The sequence below is a fragment of the uncultured Desulfovibrio sp. genome, assembly GCF_949282365.1.
Lineage (GTDB): Bacteria > Desulfobacterota > Desulfovibrionia > Desulfovibrionales > Desulfovibrionaceae > Desulfovibrio.
The window spans coordinates 1-17779 of the sequence record NZ_CASDOY010000022.1; the positions used below are offsets into that span (position 1 = coordinate 1).

13 protein-coding genes and 1 CRISPR repeat array (1 of these 14 cut by a window edge) are annotated in these 17779 nt (G+C 64.0%); all 13 genes read left to right on the forward strand.

The genetic code is table 11. From position 1 onward, the window contains the following. The coding region (locus tag Q1X76_RS06000) for a hypothetical protein (protein WP_300718721.1) at positions 1–249 on the forward strand (249 nt) is incomplete at its 5' end. A 227-nt stretch (positions 250–476) separates the two neighbouring features. Further along, entirely contained in the window at positions 477–1079 is a 603-nt protein-coding gene (locus tag Q1X76_RS06005; protein WP_366140988.1) for a recombinase family protein, read from the forward strand. 355 nt (positions 1080–1434) lie between these two features. Further along, positions 1435–3054 (forward strand): diguanylate cyclase, encoded by a 1620-nt coding sequence (locus Q1X76_RS06010; RefSeq protein ID WP_300718723.1) that lies wholly within the window; start codon positions 1435–1437, stop codon positions 3052–3054. Positions 3055–3673: 619 nt separating this feature from the next. Continuing rightward, positions 3674–3997, forward strand: coding sequence for a hypothetical protein (locus tag Q1X76_RS06015; protein WP_300718724.1), 324 nt, complete (start codon positions 3674–3676; stop codon positions 3995–3997). Continuing rightward, positions 3936–5105 (forward strand): TolC family protein, encoded by a 1170-nt coding sequence (locus Q1X76_RS06020; protein ID WP_300718725.1) that lies wholly within the window; start codon positions 3936–3938, stop codon positions 5103–5105. The genes Q1X76_RS06015 and Q1X76_RS06020 overlap by 62 nt, the downstream gene beginning before the upstream one ends. An 816-nt stretch (positions 5106–5921) precedes the next feature. Then, positions 5922–7505: a bifunctional metallophosphatase/5'-nucleotidase gene (locus Q1X76_RS06025; protein ID WP_300718726.1), complete on the forward strand. Its 1584-nt coding sequence runs from the start codon at positions 5922–5924 to the stop codon at positions 7503–7505. Positions 7506–8257: 752 nt separating this feature from the next. After that, entirely contained in the window at positions 8258–10603 is a 2346-nt protein-coding gene (locus Q1X76_RS06030) for a CRISPR-associated endonuclease Cas3'' (protein WP_300718727.1), read from the forward strand. Between the two features lie 57 nt (positions 10604–10660). Beyond that, a complete protein-coding gene (gene cas5c / locus Q1X76_RS06035; protein WP_300718728.1) occupies positions 10661–11329 on the forward strand; it encodes a type I-C CRISPR-associated protein Cas5c in 669 nt (222 codons plus the stop codon). After that, positions 11320–13041 (forward strand): type I-C CRISPR-associated protein Cas8c/Csd1, encoded by a 1722-nt coding sequence (cas8c, locus tag Q1X76_RS06040; protein WP_300718729.1) that lies wholly within the window; start codon positions 11320–11322, stop codon positions 13039–13041. The genes cas5c and cas8c overlap by 10 nt, the downstream gene beginning before the upstream one ends. Positions 13042–13052: 11 nt before the next feature. Continuing rightward, positions 13053–13910: a type I-C CRISPR-associated protein Cas7/Csd2 gene (gene cas7c, locus Q1X76_RS06045; protein ID WP_300718730.1), complete on the forward strand. Its 858-nt coding sequence runs from the start codon at positions 13053–13055 to the stop codon at positions 13908–13910. A gap of 2 nt (positions 13911–13912) precedes the next feature. Then, positions 13913–14527 carry a CRISPR-associated protein Cas4 gene (cas4, locus tag Q1X76_RS06050; RefSeq protein WP_300718731.1) on the forward strand — a complete coding sequence of 205 codons (615 nt, stop codon included), beginning with the start codon at positions 13913–13915 and terminating at the stop codon, positions 14525–14527. Then, a complete protein-coding gene (gene cas1c, locus Q1X76_RS06055; RefSeq protein ID WP_300718732.1) occupies positions 14524–15549 on the forward strand; it encodes a type I-C CRISPR-associated endonuclease Cas1c in 1026 nt (341 codons plus the stop codon). The genes cas4 and cas1c overlap by 4 nt, the downstream gene beginning before the upstream one ends. Positions 15550–15551: 2 nt before the next feature. Next, complete coding sequence (cas2, locus tag Q1X76_RS06060) at positions 15552–15842, forward strand: CRISPR-associated endonuclease Cas2 (RefSeq protein ID WP_300718733.1); 291 nt, start codon at positions 15552–15554, stop codon at positions 15840–15842. 176 nt (positions 15843–16018) lie between these two features. Continuing rightward, positions 16019–17779: direct repeats of the CRISPR family, unit length 32 nt; unit sequence GTCGCACCCCTCGCGGGTGCGTGGATTGAAAC (it continues 467 nt past the right edge of the window).

Sequence of the window (17779 nt, forward strand, 5' to 3'; positions counted from 1 at the left end):
GTATCCCCCGCTCCCGACACGACGCTTGACGATCTTATCGATCGCGTCGATTCGATCGACTCTTCCATCGACACGACGCTTGACGATCTTGCAGATCTTGCTGATCGCATCGACTCGCTCGAATCTCCCGCCGATACGGCGGACGGCGGCTCCGTTGCCATCATCCTTTCGGCTGTTGCGCTCGGGCTGGTGGTCGTTGCATGCGTTGCCGGTGTCGTTGTAGTCGTGAACATGCGCAAGCGTTCGTAAAGAACACATCGTAGGAACAGACGGCGGGCAGGGGCGCTCCCGCACAGGCCCTGAACGGCGGCAGCGGGGCCCGGCCTGACGGCCACCGCCCGCACGGGCCCCAGGCCGGAGGATGTTTTGACAGCGGGGCGCTTTCCCCGGCAACGCGGCCTTGCGGCGGACCGGGCACAGGCGGTCTTCACATCTCCCTGACTCTCGTGCAAGTCACAGGGCAGGGAGGATAGATGATGGGAAATGTCTACGGATACATGCGCGTCTCAAGCATCGACCAGAACGAGACACGGCAGCGCGTCGCCCTGGAAAAACAGCGGATCCCCGGGGAGCGCATCTTCATGGACAAGATCTCGGGCAAGGACTTCCGGCGCCCGCAATACACGCGTCTGCTCCGGCGCCTGCGCCCAGGCGACCAGCTCTGCATCACCAGCATCGACAGGCTCGGCAGGAATTATGAGGAGATACAGCAGCAATGGCGGCACATCACCCGGGAGATGGGCGTGGACATCCTCGTCCTGGACATGCCCCTGCTGGATACCCGCCGCGACCGGGACCTGCTGGGGACCTTCATCGCGGACATCGTGTTGCAGATCCTGTCCTTCGTGGCCCAGAACGAACGCGAGAACATCCGCCGCCGACAGGCCGAGGGCATCGCGGCGGCCCGGCGCAACGGCGTGCGCTTCGGCAAAAGGCCCAGACCGCTGCCGCCGGATTTCCACGAGACCTACGGCCTGTGGTCCCGGGGCGAGATATCGACCTCGGAAGCGGCCCGGCGCAGCGGCATGGCCCGTTCCACATTCCGCAGTCGCGCGGCGGCCTATCGTAAGTGCCCGTAACAATACGGCGGAAAAGTGTACTTTTCCGCCAGCACAAAAAATATGTTTTTCCTTGTTAAATAATTCTATAATGCTTGCTTGTCAATATATATTCTCAATATGACATCCTGCCCGTGGGCATCGGCGATAAAGTACACTTTTCCGCCAGCACGGTAACATATCAGATTATTTTTCTGATGGTCAAAGGCAGTGCAGTCCTGGACACGGTCCATGCCTGATCGAATGCATGTCCGACAGGCAGTCCCGCAGGACGGCAACAGAAAAATGTCCGGCATATGCCAGACGCAGCGTACCGCGGCCTGTGCTGCCAGCTGAAAGAGCAATGCCCTTCCGGCTCCCAGGGCAAGGAGAAATCGTGCCGTTTTCCACTTATTCCTCCCCCAGCTTCCTGTGGCATGTCACAACGGACAGGCTCATCTTCTGCGTCTCCGCTCTGGCCTCTCTGGGCCTGGCGGAGGGGAACGCCCCGGCGACCATGGATGCCCTGCTGGAGCATCTGCCCGCCAGACAGCGGCTGCTCCTGCAGCAGCAGCGCACCTCCCTGCTGGCCGACAGCAAGGCATCCGGCCGGACCGGCGCCTATACCTACAACGGCAAGGACGTCAATGAATACCTGCACGTCATCCGGCGCGATGCCGAGGGCCGTCCCCTGACCGTCCTCATCTGCCTGGAACTGCTGGAAGGCGTCTCCCCGCTGCCCGAAGACTCCGGCGGGGGCTACTGGACCTATACGCGCGAGCGGAAGCAATTTTGCCTGGACATACGCTGCGCCGCGTTGCTGGGCCTGGGAGGCAGGCCGGGGCCGCTGGACGGGAACGGCTGGCGCCGCTTGCGCCGCAACTACCGCACCTCCGGCCTGATCTCCCGCATGCGCCACTGGCTGAACAGCGTCGACGGCCCGGAACGCCTGCGCCTGCTGCTGATGCCCTGCCGGCCGCAGGGGACGCAGCTCCTGCTGACGGCCGCCGTGCTGACGCGCGATGCCCAGGGACGGGCCGCCATGGTGGCGGGCGGCCTGACGCCCGCTCAGGAACACAAGACCGCCTCGGCACCGGTACGGGACGCCTGCTCCTGGGCCATGGAAAACTGCTGCGACGGCCTGTGGGACTGGGATGCCACCACCAACAAGGTCTATTACAGCCAGAGCTATCTGGCCATGCTGGGGCACACGCCGGCCAGCTTCCCCGCGGAGCTGGACTCCTGGGCGTACGCCGTGCACCCCGATGATTTCGAAAAGACCGTGGCCCTGCAGATGCGTATCGCCGCTTCGCCGGACGAAGGGGATTCCTTTGCCTGCACCTACCGCATACGCCGGGCCGACGGCTCCTGGCTATGGATCCTGGGGCGCGGCTGTGTGACCAGCCGGGACGCCGCGGGCCGGGCCCTGCGCATCGTGAGCATCCATACGGACATCACCTCCCTGCAGCAGGAACGCGATGTGCTGGAAGGCCTGGTGCTGACGGATCAGCTGACGGGCGCCTCCAACCGCTACCATCTGGAACGCTTCCTGCGGCAGCCACGCAGGATCGGCAGCCCCCTGTGCGTCGTCATGGCCGATGTGGACGGCCTGAAGCTGATCAACGACCATCTCGGACACGGCGCCGGGGACAACCTGCTCCGCTCCGTGGCGGGCCTGCTGCAAAGCCATGTCCGCTCCGAAGACTGCGTGGCCCGCACCGGCGGGGACGAATTCGCCCTGATCTTCTCCTGTTCCCAGGCCGTGGTGCGCCAGCGCCTGGAGGATATCCGGCGGGTGCTGGCCGACCGGCAGGACGGGAGCCTGCCCATCGAGATCTCGTTCGGCATGGCCGGTTCGGACGACGGCTCCATCCCGGCGGAAACATTGCTGCATCAGGCCGATGCCAGGATGCTCCGGGAAAAGAAGCGCCGCCGCACCGCTTCGCACGCCCGCATCCGCGCCTGGCTGGAACAGCATACGGGACAGGCCGTGACGGGCGACGATTGCCGGCTCTGAGGCCGGCCCGGGACGAAGGGAGCGCAGCGCCCAGCCGGACACACGGCTGGACACACGGCCGGACAGCGGTTCTCCCTGGAGGCCGCAGCGGGGCGCCCCGCCAACACCCATCGCCGGCAGCGGGGAAACGATGCCCCGGTCCGGGCGGTCTGCCGGACGGGGCCCTGGGCCCGGACCCGCCTTCATGGCAGGCCCCAGGTACAGGATGCGCGGCATCCGGCGGGGCTGACCGGCGGGGGCCGGCAGTACGCCCTCCGGCCACGGGGAGCGTGCCGCGCAACCGGCGGGACGCGAAGACGGGCTGGTGGATAGCGGCCAAGGAGAGCGGGCCTTCACCGGCCATGCGCTGCCCACGGATATGACGGAGCCCCGTCCACAGGCGGATCGTTCCTGGACGGACAAACTGATCCCGGCAAACAATAAGATTGTCCGGCAACGAAAGCTGTGCTAGCATCGTTGCCAAAGAGGGACCCGGACATCGCGGTCTTTCCGCCTCCATCGGGAGCGGGACACGGCAAAAAAAGACCACAAGAAGAAAGGCTCGGGACAACTCCCTGTATCCATTATGACTATCAACAGACGATCGCAGGGCGTCACATCAACGCAAGGAGGGGAATCTATGCTCACACTGAGAAAACTGAAAAACGCCGCCGTCCTGGCGGCCTGTCTGCTGGTCTGGGGCGTCGGGGCATCCCAGGCCGCCGATACGCCCCGGCCGGGCAATGCCAAGACGCGGATCACGGTCAACGATACCGTGCACGGCGTGCTGACCAGTCACCGCAGCCTGATGAGCATCAAGGAAAACCGTTCCGCCCTGGAGCATGAGGTCCGCAAGGCGCAGGCGGGTTTCGGCCCGGGCGGGTTTCGGCCCGCGGGTGGATGTGGGCGGCTCCATCGGGGTGGGGGTGCTGAGCGACACCACCTCCCGCGGCATGGACGTTGACGACCAGTGGCTGAGCGTGGGCAGCGTGTCCGCCAAGCTGGTCCAGCCCATCTGGGACGGCTTCGCCACCCGCAGCCGCGTGCGCGCGGCCCAGGCCACCCTGGATTCGGTCAAGGCCCGGGTCTTCGACACGGCCACCTCCCTGTCCCTGGACGGCATCATCGCCCACATCGACCTCCTGCGGCGCATCAAGCTGGTGGAACTGGCGCGCACCAATGTGGCCCGCCACGAGGCCATCCTGGGCCAGGCCCACGAGCGCGCCGGCATGGGCGCCGATACCCGGGCCGACGTGACCCAGGCCGAGTCCCGCCTGCAGCGGGCCCGTTCCTCCCTGGCCGAGGCCGAGGACGCGCTGCGCGTGGCCTACAGCACCTATTCCCGCCTGACGGGCATCTATACGGTGGGCAGCCTGGACGCCGTGCCCATGCCGCCGAACATGCCCGACACGGCCGCGGCCTTCATCGAGATGGGCGAAAAGCACAATCCCAAGCTGGCCGCCTACCTGCAGGACATCCGCGCCGCCAAGGGCCAGAAGGAACTGGCCCAGTCCAACATGTACCCCACCTTCCAGCTGGAAGCCGGGCCCGAATACAGTGACCGCGGCGGCGACCGCGACCGCTGGGTCTACAGCTTCGACGTGCTGGCCACCGTGCGCTGGAACGTCTTCAACAGCGGCGCCGACGTGGCCGGCATCCGCGCCGCCTCGGCCCGTGAACGCGAGGCCCGCCAGAACCTGTACGACTACATGGACACGCTGCGCCTGGACATGGAATCCACCTGGAGCAACTATCTGGCGGCCAAGGAACAGTACCTGCACTACAGCGAAGCCGTGAAGAACAATACCTATACGCGGCAGGCCTATCAGGAGCAGTTCCTGCTGGGTACCCGCAGCCTGCTGGACGTGCTGGACTCCGAGAACGAACTCTACAACTCCGCCAGCCAGGCCGAGACCGCGCGCGGCAACATCCTGGTGGGCGCCTACCGCATGTGCGCCCTGGCCGGGGACCTGCTGCCGCGCATGAACGTGCCGCAGGAACTCGTCACCGAGAAGCCCATCGAAGCCAAGCATGTGCAGGGCGAGGACTTTGAACTGGGCTGGTTCAAGTAAGCGGCGAAGGATACCGGCGGGCTGCCGAACGCCCGCGCAGAATGACGGTATGGACCGGGAAGGACGTTTCCCGGCCCGGGATCGATAGGGGCCCCCTTTCGGCGGGCCCCGTGGATCTTTCCCCTCCCACGGGGATCCCCTTGAGACACAGGCGGCTCACAGCCGCCTGTGTTTTTTTCTGCATGGAGCCCGGTCCGCCCCTTTGCGCAGGCCGGGCACAAACGTCGCACCTGGAGGCAGACGGGGCAGGGACAGTCCTGGCGGCAGGCCGGCGCGCAACGGAGAGAGCTCTCTGGCAGGACATGTGCCGCAGGCCCCAGCCTTCGGAGGCCGCAGGGGCAGGCCAGCTGGCGGCCCTGCGGCGTGCAGCCGCCCCAGCGGGCTTTCATGCGTACCAGACGCAGGGGCGAGGGTGGAGGGACGGGCGAGTTGTCCCCCCTCCTTTCGGACAGACAGGACGGAGGCACGCACAACAATGCCTTCTCGCAGGGGTGGCGGCACTTCCTTGCCGACCTGGACCCGAGAACAAGGGAAGCGACCGGATCCCCTCCTCTCCAGCGCGATCCATGCGTCCTGCTGCCAGCCGAAGTTCGCGGACATGGCCGCAGCTCTGGGGGATACACATCTTCCGCTTGCGGGCATATGCTGGTCCGCGAGGCTGCCGGGGAGGACGTACGCCCCTCCCCTTGCGCAGTCGTCCCTGCCGGACGTCCCGCCACGCGCCGCGATGCGCACGACCTGTCATGCCGGAGGCTGACCATGACCCCCATGCATCCCTTGCCCCTACGGGCGTTCCTTTTCTGTCTTGCGTGCCTCGTGCTGTCCCTGTCCGGCTGCACGGCGCGGCAGGTCCAGGAGCGGGCCAGCGCGCCACACGGACTGGAGCTCGTCATCCTGCATGTGAACGATACCCACGCCCATGTGGCGGGCATCGACCCCTACGGCAATGCCGCCTTTTCCGAGACCGGCAGCCGGGGCGGCTATGGCCGGATCGCGGCGGCCATCCGTCAGGCCCGGGCCGCCGGGGACAATGTGCTGGCCCTGGACGCCGGCGACCAGTTTCAGGGCACGCTCTATTACAGCGTGAACAAGTGGCCCCTGCTGGCGGACATGGACCGCCACCTTCCCTATGACGCCATGACGCTGGGCAATCACGAATTCGACGAAGGCTGTCTGGAGCTTTCCCGTTTTCTGGAGACGGTCCCCTTCCCCGTGCTGGCGGCCAACCTTGCGCCGGAAAAGGGCTGTCCGCTGCTGCAGAACAGGATCGTGCCCTTTGTCGTCCGCGAGATCCGGGGCCATCGCGTGGGCATCGTCGGACTGGCCAATGATGCAAGCTCGCTGGCGGCGGCCTGCCCGCAGACCCGCTTTCTGGACACGGTCACCGCCCTGCGCGGCGCCGTGAAGGAGCTGGAACAGCAGGGCGTACGGCACATCGTGGCCCTGACCCATCTGGGCTTGCCCGCGGACCGCCGGCTGGCCCGGTCCGTGGACGGGGTGGACGTGATCGTGGGCGGCCATACGCACAGCTATCTGGGGCCGGGCTCCGCAGAAGGCCCGTATCCCGTTGTGGAGCGCTCGCCTTCCGGCCAGCCCGTGCTGGTGGTGACGGCCAAGCGGGCCACGCAGTATCTGGGCCGCCTGGACGTCGTTTTTGACAGGGAGGGGATCCCCCTTGCCTGGGACGGCGGCCCGCGGGAGCTGATGCCCGACGACGCGGGGACAGCGGCCATCAGCGCGCTGGTCGGGAGCTATACGGCCACGCTGGAAGCCTTGCGCAAGGACGTGGTGGGCAGCCGGCACATGGACGGCGTGCCCGACGGCATGGACGCCTGCCGGGAAGGGGAATGCCTGGGCGGCATGGTGACGACGGACGCCATGCTGGCCTATGCCAGACCCTACGGCGCCGTCATCGCCCTGTGCAACGGGGGGGCCATCCGGGCCGCCTTGCCCAGGGGCCCCATCACGCGCGGCGATCTGCTGACCATGCATCCCTTCGGCAATACGATGGTGCTGCGCGCATACAGCGGTGAGCAGATCCGGCAGGCCCTGGAACACGGCGTGGCCGGAGAAGGCGGCAAGGGGCCGCGCCTGCTGCAGGTGGCAGGGCTGCGCTACGCCGTGGACGCCCGGCGTCCGGCGGGGAAGCGCGTCGTGCGCGTCCGGGTGGTGGACGGGCGCGGCAAGGCCGTCCCGCTGTCGCCGCAGGCACGTTACGGCGTCATCCTGCCTGCTTACCTGGCCGGGGGCGGCGACGGCCATGCAGCCCTGAAGGATGGCAAGGTGCTGCCTTCGCCTGATGCCATCGATGTGGACCTGGTGGAACGCTATCTGCGGACGCACGATCCGCTCCCCCTGCCCACGACGGGACGGATCTCGCGCGTGGAGCAGGAAGGCTGAAAGATCATGTGACGCGCAGGCCGGGAGGGACGCCGGCACTGCCCCGGCGCAGGGACCTGCCGACGATATCGTCGCGCCTGGACTGGCGGCGCGGGGAGAGGGGGAGGCGCGGGGCAGGATGTGTGCCTGGCTCCATTCATCGCGCCGCAAGACCACGGAAAAGCCCACGATCCGACACGATGACACTGACCTGGTTCGAGCTTGCCCCGTCCACGGGATCCACTGGCGGCCCTGGCCAGGCACTGCGGGCAAAAGAGGCAGTTTTGCCCAGGCCTGTCCCTGCCCTCGGGACAGCCGTTCCGCCCCGCTATCCCGTACGAGCATCCAGATCGGCCTGCCCGCCACGGCATGCCGTCAGAAGCTAAAAAAGCGGCAGCCACCTGATCCGCTCTGGTCATTCCAGGATCTGGAACTCATGCCGGTTACGAAAACCTCAGCGGCAGGGGCAACGCCCGGTACCGGCCGGGGACGAAAGGCGTGCCGGAAGTAGTCTTGTCTGCAGGACTGCCACCGCAATAACTATGGATGGCAAGACGACTGGTTTGCATGTAGCATGACATGGCAACGACCTGCATCATGTACTGTTGCCGTAAATCTTTTCTTCACATCATCAAAATAATATATACATGGCATATCCATACTGTCTTGCAGAACTGCGCTTTTTCACATCAATCCTTGCTGCTGTATAGCTTTTCTGATATACATCAGAAAAGCATCCACCTCCTGACCAAACATCCTGTAAGGAGATATGCATGTTGTATGCCCATACGCTGGCTGGTCATCCCAAAACAGACTGGCAGACCCTGCAGGAGCATTTGGAAAATGTCGGCGCTCTGGCCGCGGGCTTCGCCGCCGTCTTCGGGGCCTCCAGGACTGGCGCGGCCCTGGGCCTGACCCACGATACCGGCAAAAGCAGCGCCTCCTTCCAGCACAGGCTTGAGGGCGGGCCGCGTGTCGATCATGCCACAGCGGGGGCCGTCCTCCTCGGACAACGCTGGGAAAAGGCTTCGTCCCCCCAGGCAGCGGCTCTGGGGATCATGCTCTCCCGTTTTCTGGCCTATCCCATCCTGGGGCATCACGGCGGCATGCCGGACACGGGCTCCGATCATACGGACGGGCTTGAGCGTCGGCTTTCCCCCGCCTATGTCCGGGACCTGCCGCCCTGGGACGATGCGGCCGTCCCCCCTGTCGCATCCCCCATGGAAATCTACGGGGAGCTGCTCCCGCTCATCTGCCGTAACGGTCGCCATGCCGATCCCTTCCGCATCAGCTTTGCCTTGCGCATGCTGTTTTCCTGTCTTGTGGATGCCGACTACCTCGATACGGAAAACTTCTGCGCGCCCGACACGCATCAGCTCCGCCCCCCGGTCCCGGCCATTCCCCCCCTGGCCGCCCGCCTGGAGGCTTACCTGCGCGACAGGGGCTTCCTCCATGAGCACCGCGTCACTCTGGAACAGCTCGAGGCCTGTGCCGCCTCGATCTGCGGCAGCCAGGAACGCAGGGCCGCCATCTCCCTGGCCCGGAGCTTCATCCGCGAGCAGTGCGAACAGTCCGCTGCCGCCGCCCCGGGACTGTTCTCGCTCACGGTCCCCACCGGAGGCGGCAAGACCCTGTCCTCTCTGTCCTTTGCGGTGGCGCATGCCGTGCGGCACGGTTTGCGCCGCATCATCTTCGTCGTGCCCTATACCAGCATCATCGAGCAGAATGCCCAGATCTTCCGCGATGCTCTGGGCGAGGATATGGTCCTGGAGCACCACAGCAATTTCGTCCACCCCGACGAAAGCGACGCAGAAAACCCGGCCGTCCTGCAATACCGGCTGAGTACGGAGAACTGGGAGGCGGCCGTCATCGTCACCACCTCGGTGCAGTTCTTTGAATCCCTGTTTTCCTGCAAGCCCTCCCGCTGCCGCAAGCTGCACAACATCGCCCGCAGCGTTGTCATCCTCGATGAAGTGCAGATGATCCCCGTGCCCTTCGTCACGCCCTGCGTGGAAGCCTTGCGCACCCTGGCCGGACACTACGGCACCAGCATCGTCCTCTGCACCGCCACCCAGCCCGCCCTGCTGCGCTCCGACGGCCTGCCCAACGGCTTCGAAGCGGCACAGGTCCGCAGCCTCGTCCCCGAGGCGGCCCTGCCGACCCTGTTCAGGATCTTTGAACGGGTGCGCACGACCTTTGAACCCCTGCTCACCGATGCGGAGCTTGCCACGCGCCTGCTGGAGGAACGGCAGGTGCTCTGCATCCTGAACTCGCGCCGGCATGCCCGCACACTGTTCGGGCGCTGCGGCAAAGACGAGGCCCTGTTCCATCTCAGCGCCTGCATGACGCCCTGGCACCGCAGCCGCACGCTGCAGACCATCCGGCAACGGCTGGAGCAGGACCTGCCTTGCCGCGTCATCAGCACCTCGCTCATCGAATGCGGCGTGGACATCAGCTTCCCCGTGGTCTACCGCGAACGCAACGGCCTTGACGTCATCGCCCAGTCCGCGGGCCGCTGCAACAGGGATGGCGAGCGGACCTGCGGTGAGGTCCATGTTTTCGACGGCGAACAGCCACCCTCTCCCCGGGCTGCGGACCTGAACCGCAGGCGCGAGGCCTGCGCCCGCGTGCAGGATGTTCCCGATCTGTTCGGGCCCGAAAACATCCGGCACTATTTCCAGGCCTTGTATGGCCAGCCGGAACTGCTTGACGAACACGGCATCCTGAAAAAAATGGAACTCATCACCTCCGCCAATGCCGGACTGGACCCGCGCTTCCACCGCATCCCCAAGCTGAACGTGGATTTTGCCGGCATCGACAAGGCCTTCCAGTTCATCGACAGCCAGACGGAAAGCGTGGTCATCGAATCGCAGCTGCCGGAAGATGTCCGCGTCCTCCTGCGCGGCCGGGAACGGCTCCCTTCCCGGCTGTTCCGCAGGCTGCAGCAGTACAGCGTGCAGGTCTACCGCTGGGAACTGGATGCCATGGCGCGGGCCGGGCGCATCGAATGCCTCCACGGCTGTGTGCAGCTGCTCAGCGGCGGCACGGGCTACAGCGAGGACACCGGCCTGGATGCAGTCATGGCGGAAGGGATCTCCTCGGCGGAGCTGGTTTTTTGATCCGCCGCCCCGCCGGGGCAGGCTCCCGGCAAGGATAGTCAACCAAAGGAGGCTCCCATGATCGGAGTCAGATTGCGGGTCAGAGGTGAATATGCCCTGTTCACCCGCCCGGAAAACAAGGGGGAACGCTGCAGTTACGACGTCCCCACGCCTTCGGCGATGCGCGGCATCCTTGAGGCCATACACTGGAAGCCGGCCATCCGCTGGATCGTGGACAGGATCCATGTCCTGAACCCCATCGTTTTCGACAGCATCCGGCGCAACGAGGTCTCGGAGAAAGGCCCCAGCGTGAAAAGCGTCAAAAATGCGGCAAAGAACGGTACGCCCCTGTATCTGTTCGCCGACGAATGCCGCCAGCAACGGGCCACCCTGCTGCTGCGCCATGTGGACTATGTCATCGAAGCCCACTTCGAGATGACGGACAAAGCCGGCCCGTCGGACAACGAAGGCAAACATATCGACATCTTCCGGCGGCGCGCACGGAATGGAGAGTGCTTCCAGCAGCCTTGTCTGGGCTGCCGCGAATTCCCCGCCTATTTTGCGCTTCTGGAAGAAGGCGACGACATGCCTGTCTCCAGCCTGGCCAACGATGCGTCGCGCGATCTCGGCTACATGCTGTACGACATCGACTATGCCCACGGCATGAAGCCCCTGTTCTATCGCCCGCGGCTGGAACAGGGCGTCATCGATGTGGCCCGCTGGAAAAGGGAAACGCTATGTATCTGACCGAACTGTACCGCTTCTACGAACGCATGACGCGGGATCCCGAATCCGGCATGCCGCCCGAAGGCATGAGCGCCGAAGCCATCCACTTTGCGCTGGTCATTGCCGACGACGGCAGACTGAAAGCCGTGCGCGACCTGCGCGACAGCAAGGGCAAGCCCCTGAGGCGCTTCGTGCCGGCAGCGGTGAAGCGCACCTCGACCAAGGCGGCTCCCAATTTTCTCTGGGACAACACCAGCTATGTACTCGGCGTGGACAGCAAGGACAATCCAGCGTTCACTGCCAAGAAATACGCATCGTTCCGCACAGTCCACCGCGCCCTGTGCGCGGATTGCCCGGACGGGCACGCTCGCGCCCTGCTGTCCTTCCTCGACCGCTGGACACCGGACATGTTCGCGGCACTCGATGAACGGGATGCCCTGCTGGATGCCAATGTGGTCTTCCAGCTTGAGGGGGAAGAGGGCTTCCTGCACGAGCACAGGCCATTGCAGGACATCTGGCTGGATTCGCTTGGCCTGCAGGAGGGCCCCCGGGGACAATGCCTGATCACGGGTGACGAGGGGACCATCCTGAAAGTCCATCCGGCCATACGCAACGTCACCGGTGCCAAGGCCGAGTCGGCCCTCATCTCCTTCAATTGCCACTCGTTTGAGTCCTTCGGCAAGGAACAGAGCGAGAACGCCCCTGTCAGCCCGCGCGCGGCTCGCGGTTATGCCACGGCCCTGAACTATTTGCTCCAGAAAGAGCACCGGCAGATGGTTCGCCTTGGCGAAGACAGCATCGTTTTCTGGACAGAGAAGGCCTGCGCGGAAGAGTCTCTGCTCGGAGCCCTGTTCGACGGCCTCGATGCCGGGGAGCAGACGCAGGACAGCGCGCTGCTGCGCAAGCTCCGCGGCCTGCTGACCGCCATGGCCTGCGGGCAGCCCGTCAGCGAAGAAGCGGGCATAGACAGCAGCGTGCGCTTCTTCGTGCTCGGCCTTGCTCCCAATGCGGCCCGGCTGGGCATCCGGTTCTGGGTCACTGATACCTTTGGCAACCTGCTCCGGCGTTTCGGCCGCTGGTACCATGATCTGAGCATCGAACGCCGCCAGGACGGCGACCCGGAACACCCTGCCCTGTGGCAGCTGCTGCGGGATCTCGCCCCTCTGCAAAAATCTGAAAACATCCCGCCCGTGCTCGGCGGACAGCTGCTGCGCAGCATCCTGCTGGGACGCGCCTGGCCGCAAAGCATGTACACCGCGGCCCTGCAGCGCATCCACGCAGACAAGCACGTCACCTATTACCGGGCCGCGCTCATCAAGGCCCATCTTTGCGATACCACAGAAAAAGGAGCGACCATGTCACTGGACAGGGATGAACAGAACCAGGGCTACAGGCTCGGACGCCTGTTCGCGGTATTGGAAAAAGCCCAGAACGACGCGCTGGGCAAGGTGAACGCCCCGCTCCGGGAACGCTACATCGGCGCGGCCTCGGCGCGCCCCGGCCTGGTGTTCCCGCAGCTGTTGAAGACGGCCCAGTTCCACGTCTCCAAAAGTGCCAAGCAGCGCGCCGGCTATGACGTCCTTTTTTCCCGGCTGGTGGGCGAGATCATGGACGGCATGACGGTCTTCCCGCCCATCCTCTCGCTGGAGGACCAGGGCCGCTTCATGCTGGGCTACTATCATCAGAACAACGCACTCTATCAAAAAAAGACGGCTGACGACGCCGAAGAATAAGGAGAACTGCCATGCCCGCCATCACGCATCGTTATGATTTTGTACTTTTCTTCGACGTGGAGAACGGCAACCCCAACGGCGATCCCGACGCCGGCAACATGCCCCGCATCGATCCCGAGACCGGCCTTGGACTGGTGACGGACGTCTGCCTCAAGCGCAAGGTGCGCAACTATGTGGAACTGGCCAAGGAAGGGGACACCGGTTACCGCATCTATGTGCAGGAAAAAGCCGTGCTCAACCAGAAGAACCAGGAAGCCTACACGGCCCTGTCGCTGAAGGCGGAACCCAAAAGGCTGCCCAAAAAGCCTGACGACGCCCGCGCCGTCACGGCCTGGATGTGTGAAAACTTTTTCGACATCCGTACCTTCGGCGCTGTCATGAGCACGGAAGTGAACTGCGGTCAGGTACGCGGCCCGGTGCAGCTGACCTTTGCCCGCAGCGTGGAGCCCGTCGTCCCTGCCGAGGTGAGCATCACGCGCATGGCCGTGACCAATGAGAAAGACCTGGAAAAAGAACGTACCATGGGCCGCAAGTTCATCGTACCTTACGGCCTGTACCGGGCGGAAGGCTTTGTTTCCGTCCCGCTGGCGGAAAAGACCGGCTTTTCCGACACAGACCTCAACCTGTTGTGGGAAGCACTCATCAACATGTTCGAACATGACCATTCAGCGGCGCGCGGCAAGATGGGCTCGCGCAAGCTGTTCGTCTTCAGGCATGACAAGCGCATGGGCAACGCGCCCGCGCAAAAGCTGTTCGACATGGTGCGCTGCCGCCGCGTGACCGAAGGCCCGGCCCGCGGCTTTGCTGATTATGCCGTCACGCTGGAAGGCGCCTGCCCCGACGGCGTCAGCGTGGAAGAACGGCTGTAGCCATGGATGACATCCTGCTGTCCGCCCTGCAGCATTACGCTGTCTGTCCCCGCCAGTGCGCCCTCATCCATATGGAGCAGGTCTGGGCAGAAAACGAACTCACCGCTGCGGGGCGCCTGTTGCACGAATCCGTCCACAGCGGTGAGACGCGGACGCGGGATGGCGTACGGATCGTCACCGCCCTTGAACTCCGTTCCGCGCGGCTGGGGCTCCGCGGCAGATCAGATGCCGTGGAGCTCCACCGTGACGGCCGGCAGTGGCGGCCCTATCCGGTGGAATACAAAAAAGGCTCCCCGCACGGGGACTGCCCGGCGGACAGCATACAGCTCTGCGGGCAGGCCCTGTGCCTGGAAGAGATGTTCCATACGAACATCCCCGAAGGGGCCCTGTACTATGGCACGCCCCACCGCCGCACAGTGGTGCGGTTCACTTCCGGGCTCCGGGAAAAGACGGAACAGACCGTCGCGGCCGTGCGGGAGATGCTGGCAGGCGGCCTGCTGCCGCCCGCGCAAAAAGGCGCTGTCTGCGCTTCCTGCTCGCTCGCCGGGCACTGCATGCCCGGCTCCCCGCCGACAGTTGCCGCCTATCTGGACACGCTTTGCGAGGAGGAAGAATGAAGCGCCATCTGAACACCTTGTTCGTCACCACGCCGGACACCTGGCTTTCCAAACAGGGGGAATGCGTCGAACTGCATCGGGATGGCGAGCGCCTGGGGACCATCCCCCTGCACACGCTCCAGTCCATAGCCTGCTTCGGTCGTGTGAGCTGCAGCCCGTACCTGCTGGAGCATTGCGCGGCGCTGGGCGTCACGGTCTCCTGGTTTTCAGAGAGTGGCCGTTTCATGGCCTCCGTCCAGGGCCCGACACGCGGCAACGTCCTGCTGCGCAGGGCCCAGTACCGCGCCGCGGACGATCCCCGGCAAAGCGCGGCTCTTGCCCGTTCCTTTCTGATCGGGAAGGTCGCCAACAGCAGGACCATCCTCATGCGCCAGGCGCGTAGCACTCCCGCGCCCGCACTCTCCTCGTCCGTCGCGGCCCTGGGCCGCAGCCTTGGGCAGCTCCGCCATGAGGACGATGCGGATGTCCTGCGGGGTCTGGAAGGCGATGCCGCCCGAACATACTTTGAGACCTTGGACCACCTCATCCGGCCGCAATGCCGTGCCGCGGGCATGAGCTTTGAAAAAAGGAGCCGCCGGCCGCCCCTAAACGAGGTGAACTGCCTGCTTTCCTTCCTCTACACCCTGCTGGCTCACGATATCCGCAGCGCTCTCGAAAGCGTCGGCCTGGACCCGGCCGTGGGCTTCCTCCACCGCGAACGCCCCGGGCGGGCGAGCCTGGCGCTGGACATGATGGAGGAGTTCCGCCCCTATCTCGCCGACAGACTGGCCCTGTCGCTCATCAACCGCCAGCAACTGACGGTAAAGGATTTCCTGCGCGAGGACGGCGGCGCGGTGACCATGAAGGAAAAAAGCCGCAAAAAAGTCATCATCGCCTGGCAGGACAGGAAAAAAGAGGAGATCGTGCATCCCTTCCTCAATGAGCGCATGGCCGCAGGCCTTGTTTTTTTCATCCAGGCCCGGCTCCTGGCCAGAGTGCTCCGCCATGATCTGGATGCTTATCCCCCGTTCGTCGTGAGGTAAACATGCTGGTGCTCATAAGCTATGACGTGAATACGGAAGATGGTGCGGGCAAACGCAGACTGCGCCGTATAGCCAAACTCTGTGCGGACTGGGGACAGCGAGTACAATTCTCCGTTTTTGAATGCCTGCTCGATAATGCCCAGTGGCAGCGCCTGCGGGCGCGCCTCTTGGACGAGATGGACCCGCAACGCGATAGCCTTCGTTTTTATTTCTTGGGCAAACAGTGGCATACCAAAATCGAGCATATCGGGATCAAGGCCGCCTACGACCCTGAAGGGCCATTGATCTTCTGAGCGAGGACCTCCATGGGGCGGAATTTCAAGGCAGGTCCTCGATGATGGCAATAGACTAAAATCATGTATTTTTTTGACAACAAGCACTCCTATGCCACCACTGCGGGATCCGTGGGCGCACGTTTTCGAAAATACACTGACAACAACTCGGAGTTATTGGATAATCATCTCTAACAGTCGCACCCCTCGCGGGTGCGTGGATTGAAACTATTATGTCGCTGCGTCCTGCTATCGGTGTACCTGTCGCACCCCTCGCGGGTGCGTGGATTGAAACTTGTCTCAAGCAGGTCAAGGTATTGGACGTGCTGGTCGCACCCCTCGCGGGTGCGTGGATTGAAACCGACCACGTTCGTCAAGGGATGCAGCCATATATTGTCGCACCCCTCGCGGGTGCGTGGATTGAAACTTGCCGATAATCCCGACATCAAGCGCCAGCTTAGGTCGCACCCCTCGCGGGTGCGTGGATTGAAACATTACTGGCGGTCCGGATGGTATGGACGCTTCTGGTCGCACCCCTCGCGGGTGCGTGGATTGAAACAAGCTTTATTCTCGGAGGCCTATTGAATGAAAAAGGTCGCACCCCTCGCGGGTGCGTGGATTGAAACCTGAATATCTCGGCGGTGGTCGTCAGACTATCCAAGTCGCACCCCTCGCGGGTGCGTGGATTGAAACGTTATTGGAGGGTCTATCGCGAACAAGATTGATGTCGCACCCCTCGCGGGTGCGTGGATTGAAACAGAACTACGGAGAGAAAGGGCTCCGCGACTGCTGTCGCACCCCTCGCGGGTGCGTGGATTGAAACCATCCTTGCGTGGCTTGGGTCTAACGGTGTTGAGACGTCGCACCCCTCGCGGGTGCATGGATTGAAACGGCATCCAGACGACGAGGGTGGTCTTCTGATGGCGTCGCACCCCTCGCGGGTGCGTGGATTGAAACCCATGTTGTAAAACATAGGCAGACGCGCGATCTCGTCGCACCCCTCGCGGGTGCGTGGATTGAAACCTCCTTCCACGAGCGCGAGGCGCTCGTCCTCATCCTGGAGGTCGCACCCCTCGCGGGTGCGTGGATTGAAACCTCCTATGCCGTCTTTGGCCCCGGATGGGTCCTTGTCGCACCCCTCGCGGGTGCGTGGATTGAAACCAGCCGGGCCAGTCCGGCCAGTAGCGGCGGGCGGTCGCACCCCTCGCGGGTGCGTGGATTGAAACTGCGGATGATCCATCTGGATAAAGATGTCCCTAAGTCGCACCCCTCGCGGGTGCGTGGATTGAAACAAGAGTCGGGAGTTGACGATCTTCGATCGGGTGAGGTCGCACCCCTCGCGGGTGCGTGGATTGAAACCTGTTAATTATGGCTCTGGTAGTGGTCCCTCTATGTCGCACCCCTCACGGGTGCGTGGATTGAAACACACCAGTCTGGAGTGATCCAGGCTGGAAATGAGGTCGCACCCCTCGCGGGTGCGTGGATTGAAACGCGTCCCTCTCCATACTCGTGAGCTGACGGTTTTTGGTCGCACCCCTCGCGGGTGCGTGGATTGAAACATGCGAGTAACCTACTTTTGTCCGTAATATCTTGGTCGCACCCCTCGCGGGTGCGTGGATTGAAACATCCTCTATCAACATCATCGTTTTGACGGCTCCAGGTCGCACCCCTCGCGGGTGCGTGGATTGAAACAGGATCACGCACCAGCATGATGTGCCCGGCGTGGCTGGTCGCACCCCTCGCGGGTGCGTGGATTGAAACATCAAATATTCCTTCATAATGAGAATTCTCCATCGTCGCACCCCTCGCGGGTGCGTGGATTGAAACCTTTTGATGCTCATAATTTGCCTGATTGATAGCGGGTCGCACCCCTCGCGGGTGCGTAGATTGAAACCCGTATGGCGGCATCCTCTGGATCGAGGCCTCGGAGTCGCACCCCTCGCGGGTGCGTGGATTGA

Excerpts from the sequence above, each read along its gene's own strand:
- Q1X76_RS06030 (WP_300718727.1), top strand. The coding sequence starts at position 8,258 with ATGTTGTATGCCCATACGCTGGCTGGTCATCCCAAAACAGACTGGCAG.
- cas4 (WP_300718731.1), top strand. The coding sequence starts at position 13,913 with ATGGATGACATCCTGCTGTCCGCCCTGCAGCATTACGCTGTCTGTCCC.
- cas7c (WP_300718730.1), top strand. The coding sequence starts at position 13,053 with ATGCCCGCCATCACGCATCGTTATGATTTTGTACTTTTCTTCGACGTG.
- cas2 (WP_300718733.1), top strand. The coding sequence starts at position 15,552 with ATGCTGGTGCTCATAAGCTATGACGTGAATACGGAAGATGGTGCGGGC.
- Q1X76_RS06015 (WP_300718724.1), top strand. The coding sequence starts at position 3,674 with ATGCTCACACTGAGAAAACTGAAAAACGCCGCCGTCCTGGCGGCCTGT.
- Q1X76_RS06005 (WP_366140988.1), top strand. The coding sequence starts at position 477 with ATGGGAAATGTCTACGGATACATGCGCGTCTCAAGCATCGACCAGAAC.
- cas8c (WP_300718729.1), top strand. The coding sequence starts at position 11,320 with ATGTATCTGACCGAACTGTACCGCTTCTACGAACGCATGACGCGGGAT.
- cas1c (WP_300718732.1), top strand. The coding sequence starts at position 14,524 with ATGAAGCGCCATCTGAACACCTTGTTCGTCACCACGCCGGACACCTGG.
- cas5c (WP_300718728.1), top strand. The coding sequence starts at position 10,661 with ATGATCGGAGTCAGATTGCGGGTCAGAGGTGAATATGCCCTGTTCACC.